This window comes from Acinetobacter sp. ANC 3903, from assembly GCF_002135315.1.
Classification (GTDB): domain Bacteria; phylum Pseudomonadota; class Gammaproteobacteria; order Pseudomonadales; family Moraxellaceae; genus Acinetobacter.
The window spans coordinates 155,964-181,671 of sequence record NZ_NEGA01000004.1 but is presented as its reverse complement, the minus strand read 5'-3'; the positions used below and the strand labels follow the sequence as shown (position 1 = coordinate 181,671).

The following is a 25,708-nucleotide window of genomic DNA, read 5'->3' as shown; positions in this document are numbered from 1 at the left end:
TATATTTATGTATAAATTAGTTTAATTTTGAAGTTTTGATGGTTCGCTTAACAGGGATTATTTTTTCATAGCATCATAATCATGACGATGCAGGGCGTATTGTTGATCTAAATAGATAGCGAAATCCTCAAGCCTGACCATCCACGGCGCTTTAGCTGAATTTAAAGATTTAGAAATACTAGCTTTAAGATGGAAAGCTAATCCACTTAAATCGGACGATATCAAATAAACTACTCTCCGGAGTGGTTTTTTAATGTTTGAAAAATAACCTATTTCAGATATAAATAAGTTTTATATTTTGAAATTGGGGTAATCATGAAGAAAATTATTGTATTAGCATTAATCGCTTCTTTTGCTGCAGCAGCTTATTCACATAGTGGAAGAACGGCTAGTGATGGATGTCATAATGATTCCAGTACGGGCACTAGGCATTGTCATTAATTCAAAAAGCACCCTAGGGTGCTTTTTGAATGCTTGAAATTTACACCACCTCTCATTAATTTGTTATTTTATGGTGATTTAATGAGGGGGTGCTATGTGGAACAAAAAATAATAGGTGAACTTTTTGGTGTTGAAATTCATTCTCCAGTTTCAAGAAGTGAAGTTCGCAGTCTAGTAAAAGCAAAGCAGGACTTTGTAGAGAGTAAAGTAGAGACTGAGAAATTGACAACCCATCAAGCTCTATTAGATGCAGGAGATATTGTTGAGGATTTTATCAACTCTTTAAGTGAGGATGATGGAAAGGCTTTTGTTAATTATTATAGTGATGAGGTAGTAGCTATAAGTGATTCCACGCCAGATATTAAAGAAATAAACAATAAATCCGAAGCCGAAAGCTATCATTTGCAGGCACAGTTTATATTTAATGAACTCTCAGCTAACTTAAAGGTGTTCGGTTCAAACTCTGCTTTGAGTGGGGCGAATCCAGCTAATGTGAATTTGGCAATTGAGTATATTGATCGCAGCTTGGAAATTGAACCAAGCAATCCAATCTATCTTAATTTAAAGGGTTTGTTAGTTTGGAATGGCTTAGGTGATAAAGAGAAGGCAAGGCCATTAATTGAAAAGGCAGCAGAATTAGCTCCGAGAGATATTACCATTCAACATAACTTAAAGTCCTTACAAGATCCTAACGGGTGTTTTATTGCTACTGCCGCTTTCGGCACACCGATGGCTTATGAGGTTAACGAGTTGCGGTTGTTTAGGGATACCTGGTTAATGCAGAAAAAATCTGGAAGATTATTTATTAAAACCTATTACACTTTAAGCCCGAATGTTGCAAACTTTGTTTCAGAAAAACCAATTTTAAAAAAAATGATTAGAGTTGGACTGAAACCAATAATCAATTTGGTGGAAAAATTTAATAAGGCAAAAGCACCTTAGGGTGCTTTTTTAATATTACGATCAACATATGTAGCTGTTATATCCATACCTTTTATATGTTTTCTTTTTTCCTGATAAATTAGTATTTTGTCCACTTATCTCAATGGGGCAACATGAAACAATTATTGGCAATCACAACTTTATCTTTAATTTCATCATTGGCTTTTGCAGATAAGCCTTTGCTTATTCAGCAGGGTGTTTCAGAATCGCTAAATACTAAAGCGTTTAGTTAGCCAGGCTAACTTAGTTTTTAAGTCTATAAACCTGTAAAATTTAATTTATAAGTGGGTATATTGTCCTTTAGCTAATTACTGCTAATACGAAAGGTGAAAACGTATTTTTCATTAGTTCTACATATACCAGGTAGCATTCAAAAAATTAAAAAGTAATTTCTAATGACGATAATTTAATTAAGCTAGGTGCATTATTTTCATATTGCATTCGAATTTTTAAACCTTGTTGCAAATAGGAATAAGCATCCTCAATTGTCGAAACATAAATATAATTTTCTAAAAAACGATCCTTGCTAACAATATACATCCCATCTTTGTTTTTAAATGGGGTATGGATTAGGCCCATGAAATTTCCTGATTTTGGAATATATCGAATTTGCATGAATTTTTCCTCTTAAGCTTAATTACTCATTTTGATAATTAATTTTACGATACAAAACATAGGCGTAGATTGGATAGTTTTGTTTTTATTTTTGTTTTAAATCATTATCTTAGGTTGTATTAAAAATGATTGTTTAAAATTCTAAGATTTATTGAATAAATAATGTACAAAGTAGCGCCGTGGATTTTATCTCCTAAGCATATTTGAGGGGAGAGATTCACTTTCTACAGTGATGATATATTTTTGTTTAAACATATAGTTCTCCAATTGATATTAAAAGCCTTATAAAACCTAGTATTAAAAACGCTTGAAGTAAGGATCTAATTCTTTTAACCCGACAAAACCTGTTATTAGAAAGTAAGCAATAGTAAGTATTTCAACCTGACAAAACCTGACATTCACACGGCGCACCTGTTAATAATTGTTAAGGCTTAACTTAATCAAGGCATACTTTTAATTTCACTTTGAAAGTGACTTCTTTTCACTTTGCATGGATTGGCATTTAAACCGGGTTAATTTTTGGCTTCAATGGAACTCTTAATTACGACATTCCATAGAAACTCTGGAAAGTACTTAAAAAGTCCTATTTCTGTTACAAAAAAAACTTAAAAAACAATCTTTCTCTTTTACGATATTCCACGTATCGACAAGTAGAGGTCGATTTCTCTACAATCCTTGTGGCATAAGCATTTGCACTTTAAAAGTGATATTTTGAAGGGTGATTTCACTTTTAACAGCTTTGTTACATTTGAGTATGATGGATTGAGGAAGTACAGTCATAAAAAGCCCCCAATTAAGGAGGCTGGAAGTTTGCTTTAATCCTACCTTTCTAATATACCCAATATTGGTATCATTCCGAAAACGGTAATATTCCCAATATTGGGGTTTTGAACTATCCCATTTTTGGGATTTTGAATGTACCCGTTTTTGGGATGCAGAACCTATCAATGAATCTACCATTGAATCAATCATCTCTCTTTTGAGAGAGCGCCGTACTAATTCAAAGGTAACTCTTCATTCCATATTCAAGAATAAACTTTAAAACTAACTTGATATATGTATCAATTTTGCACTGGCTTGAGCTGTGAGCGATTTGAATTAAAAAAATGATAATTGGTACATCAATATTTTTAGTGGGCTTATAGAGCAAATTAGAACGATATGAGAGTGCCTGCTATAAATCTTATTTGTTTACTCATGTTCGTTGTTGGTTAGCGAAGATAATAGGGTTGCTATAACGAATTGCTATATGGGGGAGATGGTTAAAAATATAGTGTTTTGCTCCCTGCCTCGCGCGCGCGCGCGTTTTGTTGCAAATATACCCATTTTTTAGGCGCTTAGATTACTTCTTAATAAGTTGAAACTTATGGAGGGGTATATGGGGGTTTTTGTTGAGCTCAATAATTTTGAAGTATCGAAAAGGCTGATATTCGTTAAAAATACCATCCATTATGGTGCACCAAATTATAAGGAAATGATTGAAGAGCTAAAAGAACATCATGAAATGACGGCTGAAAAAATCGCATTTGTTCTGCCTGTAGCGAATGCCAGTACGGTTAGCCAGTGGGCACGTGGTGGTAGGCCTAACTATGAAGTAGGTGAGGCATTGATTGAGCTTTGGAAATTATTTACAGATAAAGACGATAAAGATATTCCGAGAAATAATCACTGGAGCCTATAGGTTATGAACAAACCAAAAAAACCGGCTTTTAAGCCTTTAGACTGTGATGATATGGAAAGATCAATCCAGTTATGTAATGGGATTGAATACCTTATTGATGAGTTTCAAAGAGAGATTAATGGGAAAGAAGCCGTGCAATTATTTAACAGTAATTATAAAGGGCACTTGCTAAAAGTTGTTTCTCACCTGGAAGAACTTATTCATCGCCTTACTTACTTAACGGCTAAGAACAATAAAGAATTCTATTATGAGCATCTCTATACGATTCTAATTAGCCTGAATAGTTGCCCAAATGCCTTGATCATTACGGCGCATTATTTAGATCCTGATCAAGAATTTAAACGCCTCCTTAACCGGAATACATTCGAGTTTGAGTTGGGCCAGATTGTTAAGAAGATCCAGTTTATAAAAAATGTGCTGGGATCACTTTCTATTGGTCGTAAGTCTGGTGTGAGAAATATCAATCATTGCTTTAATCAAACAAAGCGTACAGCCTAAGTCAGATTCAGAGATGGGAGCTATTTAGGCTCCTTTTTTACATCTAAATATACCCATTTTTTGAATGCGAATAGCGTTCTAAATTACCTTTAATCGATAAATTTAAAGGTAATTAAAATGGCTAAAATCCCAATGGGCAATTTTGGTAATGCTATGCCTCAGGTTGGGCGTATCCAAATGCCACAAAACCAAAGTGGCCAGATGATTGCAGGTGCAATGCAGAATATCTCACAGACTGCACAGCAACTTCATGAAAAAGAAAAACTAGAACAAGAAAAGCTAAAGATTGAGCAGGATAAGAAAGATAAGGCCGATTTTGCACTGCAGTCGTCAAAGGTTGGTGCTGATATCAGTACAGTAGACAATGATCTTTTGCTTAAAATGCAAAGTGGAGAAATCACTTATCAGGATGCGGTAGCCCAGCGCCAAAAGAGTTTAGAAACTATCAAAGGCCAATACAAAAATTCAGTGCCTAAGACATTTGAGCAGAATTTTAATAATTATTTTGAACAGCATTCTTACCAAAGTGCATCGAAGTATTTGCCAATGGCTCAAAAGGCGGAACAGCAGCAGGCAATAGTCGGTCTTAAAGATATGACTGAGAACTATTTGAAGAATCCGAATGCAACTGAACAAGAGGTTCAATCGGGCTTGCAAGTTTACGCACGATCTAAAGGATTAACTCAGGCATATGTTGATAACAATTTGCTGGAATATAAAAATAAACGTTCATCTAATGATGTGTCAGCATTTTTCACAGCTAATAAAGAAGATAGTGAGACACTGGGCCAGCTAACTACACCTGAATCGGTAAGCAAGTTTTACCCTGATTTAACTCAAGAGCAGTCAGTTCATTGGGCAGATCGATTTTCAGTTCAATTGGACCGAAATACAAAAGTCCAAGAGCAACAGCTGCGCCGTATTGAACAGGATGCCGAAAACACTATTCGTGAGATGCGTTCTGATATTGAAACAGGATTGATTCCTAGTGAAGCTGTGATGAGTGAACGTCTGGCAAAAGTTAAAGGTACAACTCATGAGACTGAATTCAAGCAATACAGTAAATCGCTTGTAGAGGTTCAGAGTTTTATGAGACTTGGGCCTGATCAACGGGAAGCATATTTAGCTAAAAAGCGTGCCAATGCTCAGAATACGGCGCAAGATAATCCTCAAGATGTGAGTTGGAATTTAAAGCTTTTATCGAATACGCATAACAACATGCTGGATTATGAGAAGAATAATTCGTCTTTGGCATATTCTATTAAAACGGGGCAGGAGCTAACGCCGGTACCAACGACTTCAATTATTATGGGAGACCCGAAAGCGGTTTCGGCATTATCTAAAAATATTAAAACGATCCATGCTAATAATATTCTTGATGGTGTAAATGGTTCACTTAATCCACTTTCTACTCAACAGCAGCAAGAATTGAAGGACTACTGGGGTAAGGCAAAACCAGGCGATAAACTTACACTCTTGACCAATTTATTTACTGCTAGTGCGGGGAATGCTAATGCAGCACGAGACATAATCAAGAGTGTTGCTGGTGATAGTGGAGCTTATCGTTTATCAGCATCATTGGGCCGTAGAGGTTTGAATGATATTGCTGGGCAGATTGTCACAGGACAGGATCTGCTGGATAAGAATCTGGTAAAGGTTGATGAGAATGTACTTAGAGCAAATACAGCCACTTATTTATCTGGTGTAACTACACCAGGTAAACCAGATTTTGAAATTTATCTGGAGTCTGTAAAGGCTAATTATGCCTATTTGCTGCAGAAGTCAGGGCAAGTAGCTGATTCAAAAGGAAGCCTCCTGAGTAAGTCAATTGATGAAGATTTATTCCACAAAGCTGTGTTGAACGTAACTGGAGGGAAGTACACCTCTGGTGGATTTTTTGGCTCCAAGTCAGTTGTTCTACGCCCTCATACCGTTAATGAAAAGTCTTTTGATGATCAGTTGAAAACTTTTAATTCCCGCAATGCACGTGCATATGGTGGATCTGATAAGGAATTCTTTCTAGATTTACCTTTAGAGCAAGACCCTAATAATCCATATAAATACTATTTCAAAAATGGGGCTAAGTACGTCATGGATGTGAACGATAAACAGCGCAAAACACGCTTAACTTTTACGGTTCGATGAGGTCGATATGGATTTTTTAGCAGATGATGAATTAACGTTAAATCAGGATGATCCTCGCTTCAAACCTAAAAGTCAGCGTGGGAGCTTTGCAGACGGTGCATTAGGTACTGTTTCCGGTATCGCAATGGGAACAATTGAGGCCGCCACAGCACCAGACTCCCTAATTAGGGGAGATAAAAAAGCAGCTGCTCTTAGAGCACAAAACCTTGAAATTTTTAAACCTGATGATTTTGGTGGTGTAGGGGAGTTTACCTATGGTCTGACTAAAGATTTTACACGTATTGGGTGGAACGCCGTAACCACACTAGGTACAGGTGGTGTACCTGGTTTGGCTCTAAATTCAGGTTTATTTGGTTATCAGACTTTTGAAGCAGAAAAATCTGATTTGCTTAACAAAGGAGCCGATATAAAAACAGCCCGTACCGGTGGAGCTGTGAAAGGGGTTGCAGATGCTTTGGGATTTGCTATTCCTACCCACGGTGTTGCTAAATCAGTAGTGGCTGACGCCATAGCAACAACGGCTTTATCTACGGCTGCAGGTTCAGCTGGTGACTATATCGAAGGGTCATATCTTGAAAACAATAAGAATAAGAATGTAGCTCAATACGGCGAGGCATTAAAGGAAAATGCAACCAGCCCTTCTACACTGGCAGCGAATGGTGGCATGGCTTTATTGCTTAACCTCTGGGCAAATAAGGGGCGATTGCGACCAGATCAGGTCAAAGACCACAGTAATGTAGATGCTATGAATGATGCAGCTCATATTCAAGCGAATGTTGAGCATGCAGAAAGTACCAATCCATTTAGTCCAGCAAATGCTAAAGAAGCCAATTCACACTTTGATGCATTGGATAGCGCCATGGAAAGCGCATTAAATGATGAGTTGGTAAGCTTGAAAGTACCTGTGGCAGGAACACCAAAAGAGAAAGTTGCCAAAAAAGTGGTAGTGGATCCAAAAGATGTGCTTACAGGGACTCCGAAAGCGATCGTAAGACCGGTTCCATTGAATGCTGATGAGCATAAAGCACAAGTTTTTACCAATCCGATATTGGATAAAAAGCCATGGGCCAAAACTATTGCCCAAGAAGCTTCTAAGCGCAGTATTAACCCAGTAGATGCTTTGATCATTTCACACCTGGAAACAGGTGGTACCTTTGATCCAAAGATTCAACCCAAAGATAGGGAAGGGAATCTACTCTCATCTGCTACTGGTCTATTTCAAACCCTTGATGGCACGTTTGCCCGGATGGGTGGAAAGAATAAGTTTGATGGCAATGATCAAATTAAAGCGGGCCTTAATTACTATGAACACAATGCAAAGGTTTTCCGTAATCAATTTAAGCGAGATCCTAACGGCATAGAACTGTATTACATGCATTTCTTTGGTGAAGGTGGTGGACCAATATTCCTAAAAGCTAAAGACAATGAGTTATTTGTGGATGTCGCTACTCGTTGGAGCAAAGGTACCGAGAAAAAGACTTCAAGGCAGATTGCAGAAGGTATCACGGCGTCCCATAAATTTAATGGCATGACCGTTGGCCAGGTAAAAGCAAAATATCAAAATCGCTGGAATGATATTGCTAAACAGTATGATGGTATTGGATCGGCTTCCGCTGTTGATGAATTTACAGCTGTGCGTGGCAGTGATTCTGAGTTTCCGGAATTCGAATCTGATATCGCAGCACCTCCTACCTACAAATCTCAATCTGATGCTGAAATCGAAGCAATGCCTTTTGTATTCAGTGCTGATGAGCACAGTACTAAATCACTCCTGGAAGAATTTGAAGCTCTATCTTCTCCCTTGACCAAAGAGGATCTGGAATATTTAAAGGCTACGGCACATTATCAATATTCTAACGGCGGTACTTACCGGACGCCGTATGTGGAACCCCAAGTTGATTTATCAGGTCCTGGTAATAGTGCCAATCGTACATTGGATACTTTAGATTCTGAACTTCAGTATGTGCTGCCTGAAGAACAGCGGATCATCATGCCGGATACAGAGGCAAATGCTCTCGATCTCAATGCACGTCAACCAGAGCAGAATATACAGCAAGGCTCCATTGATGCAGGGGTTGATAATTGGGCTGCTACAAGATCGCAGAACTACCTTAAGCGAGAGCGTTCAACTGGCTCAGGGGGAGTTATTCAAGAGCTTCACAACAAAGCCTCTAATACGACATTCCAGCGTGAAATAAATCAAGATGGCACCATCTCACCGGTTAAAGCCTCACGTAACGGAAGTGATTTATTTGCTCATCCTCGTAATGGCAAAGCAGATAATCCTGAATTAACTGCAGTACAGCATAAAGCTGCCCAAGCATTAGAGCGGGAGTTCTGGAAGCCTGGTAAGTCTAAAATTGATGGTGCACCAGATTTAACCAAATCCAGTAAAGGTGAATACGGCGCGTTCACTGATACGCCAGACGGTAGAGAAGCAGTTTCAATCCTGGAAGCTGATCCTGATATGGAAGTGACATTTACTCGTTTGGATGAAAACGGGAATGAGGAAATTGTGACGATGTCATCCCGGGATCTGCTGGACTATGTCAAAGAGCAAGAAGAAATAGCAAAAGATGAAATTCAGGCAGTGAAAGCATTAGCAAGCTGCGCATTAAAATTCGGGAGTGAAGCAGCATGAGAGCTGAATGTAGAGAACAAGTTGCAAAGGCATTAGGTAAAAGAAAATTAAGTGCTGCGGACAGTAATCGTATTTCATCCCTGTATATCCGTGCACAAAATACTTTGGCCAGAACAGATCCAGACTGGATTTTTAAAAGTCATGCTGAGCGTGCGGAAGCAATTGCGCAGAAAACTGCCACGGATCTCGCCGTGCAGATTGCTAAAAATAATCAGAACATTGCCCGGGACGCGATCATCAAGGCCCAGCTGCAGAACGAGATTTATAACCATCCTAAATTAAATCCCCTCCAGGTCTTAATGCGGAAGATTGCATATTTCTCTGATCAGAGCGGTATCCAGTCAATAGAAAAACAATCTCAAGCTTTACATAGCCGCTGGATGTCTTTGGTTGCAGATGTGTTTACCAAAACACAAGAGCGCTTCGGCATGTCCGTCAATAAAGAAATGACCGATGACATTATCCGGGTCATGTTTGGTGGCAAGTCTGATAATCCAGAAATTACGGCTATGGCCAAAGATGTAAGCGCCGTTTTGGAGGAGATGCGTTTAGCCTTCAATCGGGCTGGAGGAAATATTAAAAAGCTCGATAATTTCGGCTTTATGACTTCGCATGATCAAAAGAAGGTGGCCTTAACAGATCAAGCTGAATGGGTGAATGATGCCTTGGCTGGCTTGGATCGTAATCAATATTTCAAAGATACTGGCGAGTTGATGGATGAACTTGAGCTGAAAACTATGCTCGAGGAGGTCTATAAAACTATTTCAACCAACGGCGCGAACAAAGACTTATTGGTGTTGAATAAGCAGGCCAAAGCAGGTACATCACCTGTAGGTGGTCGCTCTAAGATGGCGAATCGTCACCAGGAAGCCCGAGCATTGCATTTTAAGGATGGTGAGGCATGGCTGGCATATCAAAAGAAATATGGAACGTATGATGAAGCTGGATTCCATGAAATCCTGAAAAATCATACTCAACGTATGAGTACAGAAGTGGCGATGATGCAGAACCTAGGATCTAACCCTCGTCATACCTTTGAGTCGCTACTGGATGAAGCCAAGATCAAACTTAAAGTTGATCCACAGAATGGATTGAAACACGGCGAAATTGATAAGCAGGCTCATCGGGCTATGTCGATGTACAACACATTGGATGCCAATACCCGGGCGATTGATTCAACACTGGGAAATGTTATGGGTGGTCTACGAGCATTAATGGTTGCATCAAAACTGGGCGGTACCACATTAACCACGTTTGGTGACCATGCCAGCATGAAAAAAGTGGCAAATATGCTGGGCCTGTCTTATACCAAATCCATTCTCCCTGAATACATGAAGCAATTGAAACAGGGTGCTACACGTGATGAAGCATTGCGATTCGGCTTGGGTATTAACGAAATGGCAGGTTCCATGACTCGTTTCGGTGATGCCGATATTGTCAGCAGTGCTACCAAGTCAGGACGTTTTAATGCGCGTATGCAGGCTTTTGCTGCAATGACGATGAAACTGTCGGGGCTGAACGCCGTCACCGCAGGAGCTAAAAGAGCACTCAATCTGGTACATATGAATAAGCTTGCCGAAATGACCCGTAAAACAGATTGGAAGGATCTTGGTGCGGATGATCTTAAGATTCTGAAGGGGAACGGTATTACCGAACGTGACTGGCAGCTATGGCAGCAGTTGGAACCGAGTAAACGTGAAGATGGGACGGCGGTGCTCACTCAGAATGATTTCTTCAGTGCTCCTGATGATGTGATTAAGCAATTCCTGCCACTGGATAAGCAGGATAATGCTAATGTAATTGCTGACTTTCGATACAAAGCTGCAATGAAGTACCAGACTCATATCTTCAATGAGGAGTCGGTCGCCATCATTGAAGCCGGTGTACGTGAGCGTAGTATTATCAACTTGGGTGAGGCCGGAACTATCCAGGGGGAATTAGGCCGTACCTTATTCCAGTTTAAAGGCTTCCCATTAGCTTATATGTTCCGTATTGGTCATCGGGCCTTCGCTCAGGGAGATATTAAGAGCCGAGTGACATTCCTGGCTTCGCTACTGGTGTATCAAACACTGGCAGGGGCTTTGATTGTCCAGACACAGAACTTGGCAAATGGTAAGAATCCAGAGCCGGTATTCACAATTGATTTCTTTGGTAAGTCACTTCTTAAAGGTGGTGGACTTTCCTTTCTGGGTGACATTATGTCTGCGCTTTCAGATCCTACTGGTCGAAGTGCATCTGACTTTATTAGCGGACCACTCTTAGGTCAGAGTATGAAGCTGGGTATGCTATTAACCGGTATGGGTAACAACATTATTGAGGGTAAGGAGTCTACCCGGATGATGGAGGTGGCCAATACATTAAAAAGCAATATTCCATTACAGAATCTTTGGTACAGCAAATTGATCGTTGATCGAATGCTTTATTCGAAAATGCAGAATATGATTGATCCGGATTATTTGCCGAAAACACAGCAGCGGATGGAGAACTTAGGTAATAGTTACTGGTGGGATTTATCTGAATAAAATTAGGAGCTTCGGCTCCTTTTTTGTTGTATGGTATTTGATATAGGGTAAAAGGTGATGGAATATGAAAATAAAAATTTTAACGGCATTTTTTGTATTAATGTCTTCTACTCATAGCTATTCAAATGAAAAAATATTGATCCCGCCTGAATACAAGTCATTTTGGGTAGATGGTGAGCGCGGCTATAACGTTAATAGAGACTTTTTTAACAACACTGAGCAAGTGGTTTTTATGTTTGTATCGAATGAAAATGTTCGTGAGGATGTATGGTTTACCAATTGTTTTAATGATAAGTATATGGGAATAGACGTCTTTTCTTGTATTACGCAAAATAAAAAATTCACCGTGCTAACAAACGATAATGGTAAATCGATTATTTTCAATTTGGATAAATCGGCAGAGCAGAAAAAAGATCATAAACTTAATTATAAGATTGATAATTCACCCATACGCACTTTAGAACATTCTGCTCTTTTGCCAGGTGTAGAGGCTAATTTTTTAATGCGAGATTTAATAAAAGGAAAAAAGATAATTTACTCATGGGAGAATTCCAATGGGTATTCTAGCGAAACAATTAACCTAATCGGTTTTAAGGAGTCTATGGATTTTGCCACAAAGATGCTAAAGCTAAATAGTCCTTAATCTCAGCCATCCATATACTTTATTCTAAAAATAATGAGCTTAAGAATGCAGAAACAGATTTTATTAATCATAACTTCACTTTTATTCAGTTCAGCAGTAATGGCTACACCAATTACACTTCAGCATTCCAGAACAAGCTATGTGAACTCCGGGATATGTTCCGCTGTAGTGGATGTGACGATCCATGATTTTCTTGGGACCTATGACAAACTGTATTTAGACCTTGTGGCAAAGGACAAAGCCGGTAGAGTGCAGGGGACTTCTGAGAATGTAATAACCTACGGCGATATACAAAACCTTCAAGGTAAAGCATTTGGGAATGTTTTTCTTGAGTCCGAAACGATGTGCGGAGCAGATCGTACCTGGACTGTTCAGGTTAAGCGCGCCGTGTTGGTTGCTGATGGTAAACGACAGGATTTATTGAAAACCAAACAGGTACATATTGATGATTTTCAACCGATGAAGATAGTAGCAAAGTAATTGGTATCAAATTGGTCAAAAATATCAAATGTCTACCGTTACACGTTATAAAATGACCTATTTTAGCTGTTACACCTTAAATATGGCTGCTGTTACACTTTAAAAATCAGGGGTGTTACAAATTAAAAACAGCTTATTTTGATTAGTGTTACACGTTAAATACAGCCGATTTAGATAGGTGTTACACGTTAAAATAGCTGATCTAGATAGCCGTTACACATTAAAAAGCCCCATTTTCGGGGCTTATATTTTTGCACTTAGAGTAACTCTAACTGCCCAACTTCATATTTATATGTCTGCCATTCACCTTCGCGCGGGACGCGCTCAACACCAGTTTCGGCTTTCCATAATTCGATAAAAGCTTCACCATGTTCAAAGTTTGGGTTTCCACCACGTGCCCACTCGCTAACCGTACTGGCATTCGCTACAGGCAGAACAAATGCGATCTTTTCATGTGTCCATTTAAGCCGGCTCAAATCCAAAATCATGCGGTTGAAGTCGGGACGCTTATATCCACGACGTTTGACGAGAAATTCTTTAACCTTCTTTTGCTGCCTTAGGTTGATAAAACGTTCGGCCTTAGCTTTTTTTAAAACTGTGCTATCCATGCCACAATCATTTATAAACAACATAGTTATCCAATCCCCTGAATTTGATTAAGTGCATCATGATCTAAGTTGGTAAATTGGCAGTACTTCAGCTGAGCATGCATGAATGCAGTACCAGCTTCGCCGTGGCGGTTCTTACCAACTATGGCTTCAGCAATACCTCTATATTGAGATTCTTTGTTATAGATTTCATCTCGGTACAAGAAAATAATTTGATCAGCATCCTGTTCAATTGCGCCAGACTCACGTAGATCTGATAACACTGGACGCTTGTTTGGTCGTTTCTCTAACTCACGATTGAGCTGTGATAAAAGGACAATGACACACTCAAATTCCTTGGCCATAGATTTCAATTCACCAGTGAAATAGGCGATCTTTAAATCTTCCCGGGCAAATGGCTTAGTCGTTTTCATGATCTGTAGATAATCAACCAGTACAGCACCTACGGAACCATATTGATGTTTTATCTTGCGAATAGATTCACGGATATTTGCAATAGAAGGCCGTGACGTATCATTGATGTGCATCGGCACACTTTTAAGCATCACGACGGCGTTTGTATACGCTGTAAATTCCTCCTTAGGAAGCATGTGTGGGGAATTACGTACTACTCCAATATTTGCCGGTGCAATGGCACAGCAGAGGCGCATGGCGATTTGTTCTTTTGGCATTTCACCAGACATGATCAAAGCAGGCTTTTTCTGAACAACGGCTACGTTATTGGCAATCAGCTGAAGCATGGTAGTTTTACCCATGGCAGGACGGGCAGCTACCACCATTAGACAGCCTGGCTCAACATCACCTAATCTTTTATCAAGATCATAAATTCCTGTTTGAATACCTTTAATTGAAGTTTCCCCCGCAAGAGCCGCTTCAATCTTTCGATGCATTTCAGTAAAAGTATTGGCTGCAGCATCATGAATGTGAAATAGAGATTCACTTCCGGATTCAGTATTCAGATCGGCAAAAGCAGCTTGAGCATTTTGTACCAGCTCACCACGACTGATAGTTAAATGCCGGGCCTGTTGGATTACTTTCAGTGCTTCAGCTTCAACCTGGCGGCATGCGGTAAAATCCTTCAATTTTTCTACGTACGATTGCAGATTGTAGAAACTGGAAGGAGCATCACTCATTAACTGCATGAGATATTTCTCACCGCCTGATGCTTCGCCATAATTGCGCATTTCAATCCATTCATTGACGAGCACGGCGTCATATGGTGAGTTCTTAGCATCAAGGTCAACAATTGCGTTGAAAATCAGTTTGTGGCGCGTTGCATGAAAATCTTGTTCAGTCAGTAAGTTTTCAACTTGAGCATAAGAACCTGCTACCGTCATTAGTGCAGCAAGAACAGCTTGTTCAATTTGTAGATTATGGATTGGAGCAGTATTGGTATTCATTGTATGCTCCCAAGTAAACTTTTAGGTTTACTATCAGTCAAATTAATAAGTGGTTGCTCGACTGCAGCAGTATTGAGTGCAGACTGGTTCACATAATTTGGATTAGCTTTTTGGTAGCGTTCAAATTTATCGATGATCCAGCGAACGAATGAATACAATTTTCTTGCGTTGGGCATTACTTGGCCAGCGTAGTGAGCATTGAATGCACCCAATTGAAATTCGAAATCCGGCAATCCAAAAATTAATTCCAGATTCCGTTGTTGACCCGCAGTATTTAGCACATTGATTAATTGATTTTTATCTGGAATCCAATCGTGTTCTTGAGAGAGATTCATTGATAGATTCAATGGTTGGTTCTGCATCCCGTTTTTGGGATTGTTCAAAATCCCGTTTTCGGGATCATTTAAAGTACCGCTTTCGGGATTGTTCCAATTATTGGAATCATTCCGTTTTTGGGTTTGTTTAATATTCCCGTTTTTGGGTGTATTTGTTCTGGATTTAGCATCCTTTTTTGAACCTGAATCATCCCAATTATGGGTATATTCTTCACGTCCTTTGACGCCGTTGAGTTTAAGTACACGAACTCTTTTCGTTGGCCCTGTACGCTCACCGGTATCACTGATTAGACCAAGTTTTATCAGCTCTAATATAACCTTCTGTACTGTCTTTTTGTCCAGAACGGTATCAGCAGCCAAACGATCGATGCTAGGCCACGCTGTATGTTCTTCTCCAGCCCGGTCTGCTAGTGAAAGCAGAACCAAGCGTTGAGCAGAAGTTTTAACAGAAGTGGTCCAAGCCCACCGTGTTGCATCAATGCTCACTAGACCCTCCTTGCCGGCTATTTTTGATCACGGCGTTAAATAGGCGTTCTGGTGTCATTCGCACAGAATCAGCATATGCTGATGACGGAGCAGATCGATTAGGCTCTGCACTTGATGGAACTGCATTTTTTTCAGAAGAAGCAGGAAGCTTAGTCATTTTTAGATGCCTCCCATTCCGATTTATACTTTTCGTTTTCAACATCAAATGTATTGCTATGGCTCTCTGCCCAATACGCAGCAATATGAATTAAGCGTTCAAGAGTCGCAAAGACGGCGCCATAAATACTTTGCTTGATGGCTTCTTTGACTACTTCGACTTCATCTTTAATTTGATAAAACATAGTCTCAAGCCATGATGTATTTTCATAAGCTAATGAGTAAGCATCGTGCAGATCACCCGCGCTGTATTGGTCATCGGGTTCTTGTTTATGTCTTTTAAGCTCAAGGCCATAGGTATCCGCTTGACTGTTAGCAAGCTGATGGGAGATTGCGATTAGATTTTCGAGTTCAGCAAAAATAGTGGCGTCGACTTTATTTTCTTCTGCATACGCTTTAACGAACGCCGTTGCTTTGCTGATCTGATTAGCCAGAGTTCGAAGCTGTACGGCAGATTCAGATGCAAGTGAGTAAGCACTTATAATATCTGCGGCACTGTGAAAAGGAATTAATTGTTCTGATAATTGAATTTGTACTTTAGCGTTCATGATGAATGCGCTCCTTGTGTTTGTTTAGGAGCTTTACCAGTCACGACCAAGTGAGGGTGGCAAAGCTGAAAAGGGTTGGTCGACAGGTACACAAGAGACCTGCACATCCGAAGATGTCCCTCTCCAGCTTCACCATAGAGATGCAGAAGCATAGAGATTTTACGCATAAAAAAAGCCCGTAGCGGACTGTATGCGCTTGTGTATTCATAGCCGACCAAAGCTAATTCGATGATTTTGCATCGAACAGAATCAATATAGCTGAATCGCTTTAATTTGAGAAGTGCTATTAAAAAAATAATTTTGAATTTCATACAACCTCCCCAAATCTTTTGGCAAGAATTTGCATGCCTTTTGGCAGGATAAAGAACTCAGTCTGTGTGAAGCTATATGGCTGACCTGAAGGTTTTACACCTTCCTTATGAGAATATTTAGTTTCGCAATAACCGCGACTTTCACTGTAGTAAGTTGAAGCCCTGGCATCATTTAGATAACGATCCCAGCCATGTTCTCGAAGCCATTTGGCTAAAACATGCTGTTTTACATTCAATATTTTGCAGGCTTGCTGAAACTTTACGCCGTGTTCAGTATGCGTAATTGTTTCGATTGCCTTTGACAGTACTTGGTTTTCAGCACTGAGCTGAATATTCTGTTCAGCATAGCCTAGCAATAGATCCCGCAATTGTGCTGGATTGTTAAGATCTGGTAGTTGTGTCTGTGCTGTCACACTATCAAAAGTACGAATTACTTTTAAGTGAAAAACAGGGCTGATCCACATTGCATATGCATAGACCAATTCTTTTACAGCATACGTCCCTTGTTCTGAACCACCCCTAATCGCTGATACCGGTTCAATATTGACCGATGATGGATTTCCAGCATCGATCAATTCAGCAACCAGTTCTTGTGTCTTGTCATTTTGCAGGAAGTTAGATGGCTTATTTTTTACGTCACCACCGCTTGCCTTGTGTAAATCATTTAGGCTGTAGCGTCCATGCTGATCGGCACGGATTGCAGCATTATCGATCTTAATTTTAGAAGCGGGTGACCAGTTCTGAATATTTGTGGAAGCACTCATGATCATGCCCCCATTTCAGCGGTAGCTGCTTCTTTTTTTCTGTTATGCCATTCAACTAATTCTTGGTAATCAAAGAAAACAGGAGCCTGTTTGGAGGTACCCATTTTCAACGGCCGAGGGAAGGTAGGATCTTTACTGATAGTGTGGAGAAGTGATGGTCGTGTTACATCAAGTAGTCGACATGCGGTACTAAATTGAATTCGAATTGGAGTTGCTTGAAGCATAAATACAGCCATATATTTATAAAAGTATGGATGTAATTTAAGTTATTGTTTTTATGTTTTAAAACGTAGTGCGCCGTTGATGTACATGTTCCACTGGAACATGTACATACTGCGAAGCATAATGTAAAAATTATTTCTTTTTAGCAACTTTGCTAACTATTGTATAAATGTCTCTGTAGCTTCGCTTTACTAGATTAGTCTCGAAAATGTGCTCTGCACACTTTGTGTAATTTTTCCAGTTATGATTTTCCCAAATTTCTTTAATAGTAATTTCATCTTTAGATCTTTTAGCATTAATTTCTTTATGTTTTATCTCAGCCAGTTTAATCATTTTTTCTTTTAGTTGCTCTTTTGATCCTACATGACTTGCATGAGTTGCTTTGCAAAGACCAATAAAATAATTACTTTTGCATAAATAATAAAAAATTTTATTATCAGTAATTAGTGAATTATCCACTATTATTGCTTCTCCTTCTTTAAACTCCTTTTTGATGGTTTCTAAAATTGCTGCAGCATCACAAATGTACATACAAACGATGTTTAGAAGTTGGAAAAGAGCATTATTTAAATTATCTTTTTTTAACTGTTCGTCAGTATTATTAAGAATTGAACTAAAAAAATCATCTTCAGCCTGCATCCCAGTTTGGCGATTTGGATCATTGCGTTTACCTGTAAAATTTGCAGTGAATATGGTGTTAATTTCTTGAACATATTGATTTTCAGGTATCACTTTGCCACTTTTTTCATAAGGAAATAGTTCCTTTAAAAAGATATCACGTGCTGTTTCAGTAAGAGTTTTTATCTCCATTAATGGAGACCAGTAATTAAGCTCTTCTTCTAAAGAATCCAATACTATTTGTTGCATATTCGCCTCCCAAGGCATACCCAAGTAGGAGCTAAGCCAATCGGATGGGTGTCCGACTTTCGCCCCGTCGGGCTAGACTTAGCAAACTGTTAAAACTTGTTATTTTCCCAGCTTTGCATATTTAAAATTGATGACATCATTGTTTAGAAGCTGCTGAGTGAAGTCATAAGGGCTTATATAGCCATATTGATTTGCATCCAGGTAGTCACTCCACCAATTCAGCATCGCTTTTCTTTCTTCCAGGTATTCTGCTTGATGGGTATAAGCCAAACGTACCTGGTCGCGTTCTTGATGGCTCATTTGTTTTTCTACAGCTTCCTTCTGGAATAAAGTGCTTTGCACCAGGGCTGAACATGCCATGCCCCTGAAGCCGTGTCCGCATATATCTGTATTAGTGTCATAGCCAATACGGCGTAATGTCTTATTTATTGTTGACTCACTAATAAAACCTTGAGGATCGCCGTTTTTAGGGAATACATTTTTTGTCATTCCGCTATATTTGTGGATTTCTTTGAGCAGGGTAATAGCTTGAGGTGAGAGTGGTATTAAGTGGTCTAATTTCATCTTGGCACCACGATTAGAAAACTTTTGTCCTGGAATGAACTCTCTTTCTCCTGGGATAGTCCACAGGCCTTTTTGAAGATCAAACTCACTCCAACGTGCAAACCGAAACTCGCTGGAACGTACAAATGTATGAAGTGCAAATGCCGTACATAATTTTGTTATAGGGTAACCTTTATCACTTTCTAATCTTTGCAAAAGCTCAGGCAGTTGCTCTAAAGGTAATTGAGGATGATGTCTAGACTTCTTCGTTATTACAAAAACATCTTTTAGAAAATAAGCAGGATTCTCTTCTATAAGGCCGCGTGATATTGCATAAGAAAATATGCTGCTAAATCTTTGACGAGTTTTCTTTAATACTTCTGTATATCCAGATTCTTCAATGGAGCGTAAAACTTTAACAAGGTCTTTAGGCTTTACTGCATCTATCGATTGTTGCCCGATGATAGGGAAAACATAATCTTCTAAGTTCTTTAATGCTCTTTCTGCTGTATGTCTAATCCAGCGACCTGTATTGCTATATTCCTTATGCCAGTCTCGAGCTATAACCTCAAAACTATATGCATTATTCAATTTAGCTTTTTGCACTTCGCTGTATTCAATTGGATCTATACCATTAGCAATTAGTTCTTCTAATTCACGGCGCTTATCCCGGGCAGCCTTTAAACTTAAAGCAGGGAAGTTGCCTAAAGTCATTAAGCCATCTTTGCCATTGGCTCTCTTATATTTAAATCGCCATACCTTCGAACCGCTCTTTCGAATGAATAATATCAGTCCATGACCATCATACAAAGAGTAGTCTTTTTCCTGTGGTTTTGCCCCAGTACATTTGGAGTCAGATAGAGGAATAGTCTTTTTGGCCATGATTGAATAAGGATATATATTGAGTAGAACTGCATATATCCTCAATCATATCCTTATATTTTGCAACTATATCTTTATATATTAATCTATATTTTTCTATGTTTTGTTTATATGTGTGTGAATATAAAAGTATTTTAATTAAATTTTTATATGTTCTACTATTGGGGTGGTGCGCCCTGCGGGAGTCGAACCCGCGTCGGTCACTTAGGAGGCAACTGCTCTATCCAGTTAAGCTAAGGGCACAAAATGCAGCTAATTTAGCGCAAATAGATATAAAAAAAAAGTTATTGTCGAAACAATAACTTTTTAAAGATTCTACTTGAGCGTATTTGCTTAAGATTTACTCTTATTCAATATTTTGAATAAGCCAAACATCACCACCACCCAAATTGGAATCATCAGTACGGATTCTTTAAAACCTTGGGTCCACATAATATAAAGCACGGTTGCAATAAAGATCAGGACTAAATAATTACTGATGGGTGCCCAAAGTGCAGGGAACTTGGTTTGAATTGAGGCTTGTTTAACTGCTTTTCTAAACTTCAAGTGAGTCAGACTAATCATGGCCCAGTTGAGTACTAATGCACCTACCACTACATACATCAAGTGGCCTAAAGCATCTTCTGGAACAAAGTAGTTAAGTAGTACACAACCGAAAATTAACAGTGCAGAGAATAAAACAGCAGCAATAGGTACACCTTGTTTATTCACACCAAGGAATACTTTCGGTGCATTGCCTTGTTGTGCCAAACCATACAACATACGGCTATTGGCATACATACCGCTGTTATAAACAGACAGTGCAGCAGTCAAGATAATGAAGTTAAGTAAATGCGCTGCCCAGCCAATCCCGAGTTGACTGAAAATCATCACAAATGGACTTTTATCCAGCCCGCCAAGTTCAAGCTGGTTCCAAGGCACTAAAGATAAAAGAATCGTGAGTGAACCGATATAGAAAATCAGAATACGGAACACCACCTGGTTAATGGCTTTAGGAATGGTTTTTTCCGGGTCTTTGGCTTCTGCAGCTGCCATACCAATCAGTTCAATCCCACCAAAGGCAAACATGAGGAAGGCCAGCATGTAAAATAGGCCTTCAAAGCCATTCGGAAAGAAACCGCCATGTGTCCAAAGATTGCTAAATGAAGATGTTGATCCTGCATCTGCGGTCAGTAATAAATACAAACCAAAAACAATCATGGAAATAACAGCGGTCACTTTAATAATCGAAAGCCAGAATTCAGATTCGCCATAAAATTTCACATTGCCGAGATTGACCAGGGTAATCACGATGAAGAAGAACAGTACCGAAGCCCATGCCGGAATATGTGGCCACCAATAGTTGATGTATTTAGCCACGGCAGTCAGTTCAGTCATGGCAACCAGAATGTACAAAATCCAGTAATTCCAGCCCGCCAGGAAGCCCGGGAATTTACCCCAATATCTATTGGCAAAATGACTGAATGATCCTGCTACAGGCTCATGTACAATCATTTCACCCAGTTGGCGCATGATTAAAAAGGCGATTAAACCGCCAATGGCATAACCCAAAATGATGGAAGGACCAGCAGATTGGATGACCTGTGCGGACCCTAAGAATAAGCCCGTCCCAATTGCACCGCCCATGGCGATCAGTTGGATATGACGGTTCTTTAAGCCACGCTGAAGTTGAGAAGACTCTTTATTCAAAGTATTCAGCCCGACAATGTGTAAGGAAAGGATTGTAATAGATTGTAATAGATTGAAATGTATTAGCCTAGTACAGGGCTAGGAGGGAGGTTGTTAAAAAATAATCACAAAAAAAATATTCTATATATTTTGATTTTGAATCAAGCAATTAATTTTATTTTTAATTACATAAAATAAAGTAATTGGAGTTATAAAAAAAAGTTTAAAGTTTGTTTTTTATACTTAAGTCCAGAGAAGCATATATTTTATAAAAAAATCGCTATGATGCTTTTTAGCATTTTGCTGATGGCGATGTACAACAATGATAAATGAAAGGATAAAAGAGAAATGAGTTTTGCTCCACAAATCAAGATTCCAGCAACCTATATGCGTGGCGGTACCAGTAAAGGTGTGTTTTTTAAACTGGATGACTTGCCACAAGCTGCACAGCAGGCTGGAAAAGTGCGTGATCAGTTATTGCTGCGAGTGATTGGAAGCCCTGATCCCTACGGCAAGCAAATTGATGGTATGGGTGGAGCAAGTTCAAGTACCAGTAAAACCGTAATTTTGGCGAAAAGCGCTCAGCCGGATCATGATGTGGATTATTTATTTGGTCAGGTGGCCATTGATCAGCCCTTTGTTGACTGGAGTGGAAACTGCGGAAACTTAACTGCAGCGGTCGGTTCCTTTGCCATTTCTAATGGTCTGGTCAGTGCAGAGCGTATTCCTGAAAATGGCATATGTACGGTACGCATCTGGCAAGCCAATATTCAAAAAACCATTATTGCCCATGTACCTGTCAGCAACGGTCAAGTGCAGGAAACTGGTGACTTTGAACTGGATGGGGTCACTTTTCTGGCAGCAGAAGTTCAAATTGAATTTCTCGACCCGGCAGATGATGGTGAAGAGGGCGGTGCAATGTTCCCGACAGGCAATGTGGTCGATACTTTCGACGTTCCGAATATTGGCACTTTCCAGGCCACTTTCATTAATGCCGGTATTCCAACCATCTTTTTAAATGCTGAAGAGATTGGCTATGAGGGCACTGAATTACAGGATGCCATCAATGGCGATGCTCAGGCACTGGCACGTTTTGAAACCATCCGCGCTTATGGCGCCAAACAGATGGGCTTGATTCAGGACATTGCCGAAGCGGAAAAGCGCCAGCATACCCCGAAAATTGCCTTTGTATCGAAACCTAAGGCCTACACATCTTCAAGCGGTAAAGATATTCAAACCGATGATATTGATTTACTGGTACGGGCATTGTCGATGGGTAAACTGCACCATGCCATGATGGGCACGGCTGCTGTTGCCATTGGTACAGCTGCGGCAATTCCTGGAACTTTGGTGAATCTGGCAGCTGGCGGTGGCGCGCGTGAAGCGGTACGTTTTGGCCATCCTTCAGGAACTTTACGTGTTGGTGCGCAAGCAGTTCAGGAAAATGGACAATGGGTAGTCAAAAAAGCGGTCATGAGCCGCAGTGCACGGGTACTGATGGAAGGCTGGGTTCGAATTCCAGAAGATAGCCTGAAATAACAAAGCAGATAGAGAATCTTGCGAGAAAGCAGTATCATGCTGCTTGTCATTGATTGGTAAGTTCGCTTAGCCAAAGCTTAAACGATCATGACTATCTAATTCTCATGCAGATGAGGAATCGCAAGTTCTCTGTCGATGGTGACAAGAGCATTGTATATTAGATCGGGCGCATTCTTAATTTTCCCGATCTATTAACCAAAGCAAAGTATTCGAGGCGAATGTGTCATCTTTAACTGACGTGCAAGCAAATGCATTAACCCAAGCACAACACCGTATTCAGCAGGATTTATTGACTGCATTAGACGCATTTTCCATTCCGGAGCCGCTGAAAGGTGCAGTGCATCATGCTGTTATGCTTGGGGGTAAACGTGTACGTCCGGCACTGTGTTATGCCACTGCAGCCTTAAAACCGAATGCTAATTTTGCAGCCGTTCGCCGTGCAGCCGTCGCCATCGAAATGATTCACTGCTATTCACTGGCGCATGATGATTTACCCTGTATGGATAATGATTTATTGCGTCGTGGCCAACCCACCTGTCATGTGGCTTTTGGTGAAGATACCGCATTACTGGCGGGAGATATCTTGCAGTCGATGGCCTTTGAAATTTTGGGCAGCCGCCTGTTTGATCAGGGGCCTGCGGTGAATCATTCGATTATTTTAAAACAGATGCAAATTTTGGCGACTGCCAGTTCAAAAATGGTCTGTGGCCAGGTGCTGGATTTACAGGCTGAAGGCAAGCATGTCGATCAGCAGGTATTGGAAAATATTCATCGCAATAAAACCGGTGCCCTGATTTCTGCAGCGGTGATGATGGCAGCTGTTACCGTGTTTGAGGGCACCGATCAAGCGATTCCTAAATTGCGTGAATATGCACAATCCATTGGACTGGCTTTTCAGGTGCAGGATGACATTCTGGATATTATTTCCGATACTGAAGTATTAGGAAAAACAGCCGGTAAAGATCAGCAAGTAGAGAAATCGACTTATCCTGCACTCATGGGGCTGGACAAAGCTCAGGCCTATGCCCAAGAACTGCATGATCAGGCCTTTCAAGCCCTGGCTTTCTTTGGCGAAGATGCTGCTGAACTCAATCAGATTTCACAATTTTTGTTGTCACGTAAAAGCTAAATCAATAAATCTAAACAATGAATTAAAAAAAGAGGACATAGGGTCCTCTTTTTTTATGCTTTAAAGATTATTTAGACTCTTGATACAAACGCTGACCTTCATCGAAACGCGCAGTGACTTCCTCTGTAGGTGCTTTACCCATTAAGCTGACCACTACAATCGCGATCATTGAACAAATGAAGCCCGGAATAATTTCATACACGCCAGTATCGGCAAACAGGTTTTTCCAAAGTACGACCATAATCGCACCCACCAGCATACCAGCCAGAGCACCATTCAAGGTCATACGGCGCCAGAACAAGGAAAGAATGATCAATGGACCAAAGGCAGCACCAAAACCTGCCCAGGCATAAGCCACCAGGCCAAGCACTTTAGATTCAGGATTTCCAGCCATCCAGATTGCAAGCAGGGCAATCAGTAAAACCATTAAACGGCCAATCCAAACCAGTTCGGTTTGGGTGGCATTTTTACGCAAGAATGATTTGTAGAAATCTTCAGTTAAGGTGCTTGAACACACTAAAAGCTGACAGCTCAAGGTACTCATCACCGCTGCTAAAATCGCTGCAAGAACAATACCGGCAACCCATGGATTAAACAGAATTTTGGTCAATTCCATAAATACGGTTTCTGGATTGGCTGTCACTGCTCCCGCAAGTTCTGGATGTTGCTGGAAGTAGGCAATACCAAAGAAACCTGCCGCAACTGCGCCGCCCAAGCATAAAGTCATCCATGCCATACCAATACGGCGCGCATTGGGAATCGATTTAACTGAATCTGCCGCCATAAAACGAACCAGAATATGCGGTTGTCCAAAGTAGCCCAAGCCCCAGGCAAGCAGCGACATGATGGCAACAAAGCTTAAATCCCCCATGACATTCATGGCTTGCGGACGTGCAGCTTCAAGTGCCAGGGTCATTTGCGACAGGTCCGAGAAACTCAAAATAGTCACAATAGGGGTGAGCAACAGAGCAAAAATCATCAATGATGCTTGAATGGTGTCGGTCCAGCTCACAGCCAGGAAACCACCAATAAATACATAGCTGATGGTGGCAATGGCACTGATCCAAAGTGCCGTGCTATAAGACATATCAAACATGTTTTCAAACAGACGTGCGCCTGCAACCATGCCTGAAGCACAATAAATAGCAAAGAAAATCAAAATGATGAAAGCAGAGGTAACGCGCAAGATTTTCTTTTGGTCATTAAAACGGTTAGAAAAATAATCCGGCAAGGTTAAGGCATTGTGCTGAACTTCGGTGTGTACACGTAAACGTCCGGCAACCAACAGCCAGTTGAGCCATGCGCCAATAATCAGGCCAATGGCAATCCACATTTCAGATAAGCCTGAAAGATAAATTGCGCCGGGAAGTCCCATCAGCAACCAGCCACTCATATCTGAAGCACCGGCAGAGAGCGCTGTGACAAAACTACCTAAACGACGCCCCCCCAAAATGTAATCAGAGAAATTGGCGGTTGCGCGATAAGCCATCAGGCCAATCGCGATCATGGCGACAATATAAAAAAGAAAGGTAATCAGGGTCGGATTCAGGGAGCTCATACGGTATCCAGTTACAAGGTGGACAGTAGATCGAAACACAGGCTTTTAGGAGAGAAGCGCAAATAATTTCAAAAAATAACGCGA

Annotated in this window: 22 protein-coding genes, 1 tRNA gene and 1 pseudogene; 11 read left to right on the top strand and 13 right to left on the bottom strand. The window is 40.3% G+C overall.

The features are described 5' to 3' along the window. Positions 1 to 315: 315 nt before the first annotated feature. Positions 316 to 441 (top strand): YHYH domain-containing protein, encoded by a 126-nt coding sequence (locus B9T29_RS16810; RefSeq protein ID WP_143223864.1) that lies wholly within the window; start codon positions 316 to 318, stop codon positions 439 to 441. 96 nt (positions 442 to 537) lie between these two features. Then, the gene (locus B9T29_RS04400) at positions 538 to 1,383 is read left to right on the top strand and encodes a tetratricopeptide repeat protein (RefSeq protein ID WP_143223863.1); all 846 of its coding nucleotides are present in this window, start codon (positions 538 to 540) and stop codon (positions 1,381 to 1,383) included. 378 nt (positions 1,384 to 1,761) lie between these two features. On the opposite strand, the gene B9T29_RS04395 is transcribed toward B9T29_RS04400, so the two are convergent. Continuing rightward, positions 1,762 to 1,998, bottom strand: coding sequence for a hypothetical protein (locus B9T29_RS04395; protein WP_086174749.1), 237 nt, complete (start codon positions 1,996 to 1,998; stop codon positions 1,762 to 1,764). 1,378 nt (positions 1,999 to 3,376) lie between these two features. Here B9T29_RS04395 and B9T29_RS04385 point away from each other — a divergent pair. The 7 genes from B9T29_RS04385 (at position 3,377) to B9T29_RS04355 (ending at position 12,608) form a co-directional block, all read left to right on the top strand. Next, positions 3,377 to 3,679, top strand: coding sequence for a hypothetical protein (locus B9T29_RS04385; RefSeq protein ID WP_086174747.1), 303 nt, complete (start codon positions 3,377 to 3,379; stop codon positions 3,677 to 3,679). 3 nt (positions 3,680 to 3,682) lie between these two features. Next, positions 3,683 to 4,177, top strand: a complete 495-nt coding sequence (locus tag B9T29_RS04380) for a hypothetical protein (RefSeq protein ID WP_086174746.1) — start codon at positions 3,683 to 3,685, stop codon at positions 4,175 to 4,177. A gap of 216 nt (positions 4,178 to 4,393) precedes the next feature. Continuing rightward, positions 4,394 to 6,322, top strand: a complete 1,929-nt coding sequence (locus tag B9T29_RS04375; protein WP_416202477.1) for a hypothetical protein — start codon at positions 4,394 to 4,396, stop codon at positions 6,320 to 6,322. 7 nt (positions 6,323 to 6,329) lie between these two features. After that, positions 6,330 to 8,963: a hypothetical protein gene (locus B9T29_RS04370; protein ID WP_086174744.1), complete on the top strand. Its 2,634-nt coding sequence runs from the start codon at positions 6,330 to 6,332 to the stop codon at positions 8,961 to 8,963. After that, positions 8,960 to 11,485 (top strand): hypothetical protein, encoded by a 2,526-nt coding sequence (locus tag B9T29_RS04365; protein ID WP_086174743.1) that lies wholly within the window; start codon positions 8,960 to 8,962, stop codon positions 11,483 to 11,485. Before B9T29_RS04370 ends, B9T29_RS04365 begins: the two co-directional genes overlap by 4 nt. Before the next feature lie 64 nt (positions 11,486 to 11,549). Beyond that, positions 11,550 to 12,128, top strand: coding sequence for a hypothetical protein (locus tag B9T29_RS04360; protein WP_086174742.1), 579 nt, complete (start codon positions 11,550 to 11,552; stop codon positions 12,126 to 12,128). A 45-nt stretch (positions 12,129 to 12,173) separates the two neighbouring features. Beyond that, positions 12,174 to 12,608, top strand: a complete 435-nt coding sequence (locus B9T29_RS04355; RefSeq protein WP_086174741.1) for a hypothetical protein — start codon at positions 12,174 to 12,176, stop codon at positions 12,606 to 12,608. 257 nt (positions 12,609 to 12,865) lie between these two features. Here B9T29_RS04355 and B9T29_RS04350 read toward each other — a convergent pair whose 3' ends face one another. From B9T29_RS04350 to B9T29_RS04295, 11 genes and pseudogenes are all read right to left on the bottom strand, one after another. Then, the gene (locus B9T29_RS04350; RefSeq protein ID WP_086174740.1) at positions 12,866 to 13,240 is read right to left on the bottom strand and encodes a hypothetical protein; all 375 of its coding nucleotides are present in this window, start codon (positions 13,238 to 13,240) and stop codon (positions 12,866 to 12,868) included. A gap of 2 nt (positions 13,241 to 13,242) precedes the next feature. Beyond that, positions 13,243 to 14,616, bottom strand: coding sequence for a replicative DNA helicase (locus B9T29_RS04345; protein ID WP_086174739.1), 1,374 nt, complete (start codon positions 14,614 to 14,616; stop codon positions 13,243 to 13,245). Then, complete coding sequence (locus B9T29_RS04340; RefSeq protein ID WP_086174738.1) at positions 14,613 to 15,437, bottom strand: helix-turn-helix domain-containing protein; 825 nt, start codon at positions 15,435 to 15,437, stop codon at positions 14,613 to 14,615. The genes B9T29_RS04345 and B9T29_RS04340 overlap by 4 nt, the downstream gene beginning before the upstream one ends. Before the next feature lie 149 nt (positions 15,438 to 15,586). Then, positions 15,587 to 16,141, bottom strand: coding sequence for a hypothetical protein (locus B9T29_RS04335; protein ID WP_086174737.1), 555 nt, complete (start codon positions 16,139 to 16,141; stop codon positions 15,587 to 15,589). Next, positions 16,138 to 16,452 (bottom strand): annotated as a pseudogene (locus B9T29_RS16805) (hypothetical protein). The gene B9T29_RS04335 and the pseudogene B9T29_RS16805 overlap by 4 nt, the downstream one beginning before the upstream one ends. Next, on the bottom strand, positions 16,449 to 17,216 hold the full coding sequence (locus B9T29_RS16455; protein WP_228146558.1) for a KilA-N domain-containing protein: 768 nt from the start codon (positions 17,214 to 17,216) through the stop codon (positions 16,449 to 16,451). The pseudogene B9T29_RS16805 and the gene B9T29_RS16455 overlap by 4 nt, the downstream one beginning before the upstream one ends. Before the next feature lie 2 nt (positions 17,217 to 17,218). Further along, positions 17,219 to 17,440, bottom strand: coding sequence for a transcriptional regulator (locus B9T29_RS16450; RefSeq protein WP_086174736.1), 222 nt, complete (start codon positions 17,438 to 17,440; stop codon positions 17,219 to 17,221). Positions 17,441 to 17,570: 130 nt separating this feature from the next. Then, positions 17,571 to 18,305, bottom strand: a complete 735-nt coding sequence (locus tag B9T29_RS04310; RefSeq protein WP_086174735.1) for a hypothetical protein — start codon at positions 18,303 to 18,305, stop codon at positions 17,571 to 17,573. 99 nt (positions 18,306 to 18,404) lie between these two features. Continuing rightward, positions 18,405 to 19,730, bottom strand: a complete 1,326-nt coding sequence (locus B9T29_RS04305; protein ID WP_086174734.1) for a tyrosine-type recombinase/integrase — start codon at positions 19,728 to 19,730, stop codon at positions 18,405 to 18,407. A 167-nt stretch (positions 19,731 to 19,897) separates the two neighbouring features. Then, positions 19,898 to 19,973, bottom strand: a tRNA-Arg gene (locus B9T29_RS04300). 90 nt (positions 19,974 to 20,063) lie between these two features. Then, on the bottom strand, positions 20,064 to 21,419 hold the full coding sequence (locus B9T29_RS04295; RefSeq protein WP_086174733.1) for an amino acid permease: 1,356 nt from the start codon (positions 21,417 to 21,419) through the stop codon (positions 20,064 to 20,066). A 327-nt stretch (positions 21,420 to 21,746) separates the two neighbouring features. Between B9T29_RS04295 and prpF the strand changes: the two genes are divergently transcribed. After that, positions 21,747 to 22,937 carry a 2-methylaconitate cis-trans isomerase PrpF gene (prpF, locus tag B9T29_RS04290; RefSeq protein WP_086174732.1) on the top strand — a complete coding sequence of 397 codons (1,191 nt, stop codon included), beginning with the start codon at positions 21,747 to 21,749 and terminating at the stop codon, positions 22,935 to 22,937. 220 nt (positions 22,938 to 23,157) lie between these two features. Then, positions 23,158 to 24,066 carry a polyprenyl synthetase family protein gene (locus B9T29_RS04285; protein WP_086174731.1) on the top strand — a complete coding sequence of 303 codons (909 nt, stop codon included), beginning with the start codon at positions 23,158 to 23,160 and terminating at the stop codon, positions 24,064 to 24,066. A 67-nt stretch (positions 24,067 to 24,133) separates the two neighbouring features. On the opposite strand, the gene putP is transcribed toward B9T29_RS04285, so the two are convergent. Next, positions 24,134 to 25,624, bottom strand: a complete 1,491-nt coding sequence (gene putP, locus B9T29_RS04280; RefSeq protein WP_086174730.1) for a sodium/proline symporter PutP — start codon at positions 25,622 to 25,624, stop codon at positions 24,134 to 24,136. Between the last annotated feature and the right edge of the window lie 84 nt (positions 25,625 to 25,708).

Coding starts and splice junctions, on each gene's coding strand:
- B9T29_RS04370 (WP_086174744.1), top strand. CDS start 6,330: ATGGATTTTTTAGCAGATGATGAATTAACGTTAAATCAGGATGATCCT.
- prpF (WP_086174732.1), top strand. CDS start 21,747: ATGAGTTTTGCTCCACAAATCAAGATTCCAGCAACCTATATGCGTGGC.
- B9T29_RS04350 (WP_086174740.1), bottom strand. CDS start 13,240: ATGTTGTTTATAAATGATTGTGGCATGGATAGCACAGTTTTAAAAAAA.
- B9T29_RS04375 (WP_416202477.1), top strand. CDS start 4,394: ATGCAGAATATCTCACAGACTGCACAGCAACTTCATGAAAAAGAAAAA.
- B9T29_RS16810 (WP_143223864.1), top strand. CDS start 316: ATGAAGAAAATTATTGTATTAGCATTAATCGCTTCTTTTGCTGCAGCA.
- B9T29_RS04385 (WP_086174747.1), top strand. CDS start 3,377: ATGGGGGTTTTTGTTGAGCTCAATAATTTTGAAGTATCGAAAAGGCTG.
- B9T29_RS04335 (WP_086174737.1), bottom strand. CDS start 16,141: ATGAACGCTAAAGTACAAATTCAATTATCAGAACAATTAATTCCTTTT.
- B9T29_RS04310 (WP_086174735.1), bottom strand. CDS start 18,305: ATGCAACAAATAGTATTGGATTCTTTAGAAGAAGAGCTTAATTACTGG.
- B9T29_RS04355 (WP_086174741.1), top strand. CDS start 12,174: ATGCAGAAACAGATTTTATTAATCATAACTTCACTTTTATTCAGTTCA.
- B9T29_RS16450 (WP_086174736.1), bottom strand. CDS start 17,440: ATGCTTCAAGCAACTCCAATTCGAATTCAATTTAGTACCGCATGTCGA.
- putP (WP_086174730.1), bottom strand. CDS start 25,624: ATGAGCTCCCTGAATCCGACCCTGATTACCTTTCTTTTTTATATTGTC.
- B9T29_RS04380 (WP_086174746.1), top strand. CDS start 3,683: ATGAACAAACCAAAAAAACCGGCTTTTAAGCCTTTAGACTGTGATGAT.
- B9T29_RS16455 (WP_228146558.1), bottom strand. CDS start 17,216: ATGAGTGCTTCCACAAATATTCAGAACTGGTCACCCGCTTCTAAAATT.
- B9T29_RS04345 (WP_086174739.1), bottom strand. CDS start 14,616: ATGAATACCAATACTGCTCCAATCCATAATCTACAAATTGAACAAGCT.
- B9T29_RS04395 (WP_086174749.1), bottom strand. CDS start 1,998: ATGCAAATTCGATATATTCCAAAATCAGGAAATTTCATGGGCCTAATC.
- B9T29_RS04305 (WP_086174734.1), bottom strand. CDS start 19,730: ATGGCCAAAAAGACTATTCCTCTATCTGACTCCAAATGTACTGGGGCA.
- B9T29_RS04365 (WP_086174743.1), top strand. CDS start 8,960: ATGAGAGCTGAATGTAGAGAACAAGTTGCAAAGGCATTAGGTAAAAGA.
- B9T29_RS04360 (WP_086174742.1), top strand. CDS start 11,550: ATGAAAATAAAAATTTTAACGGCATTTTTTGTATTAATGTCTTCTACT.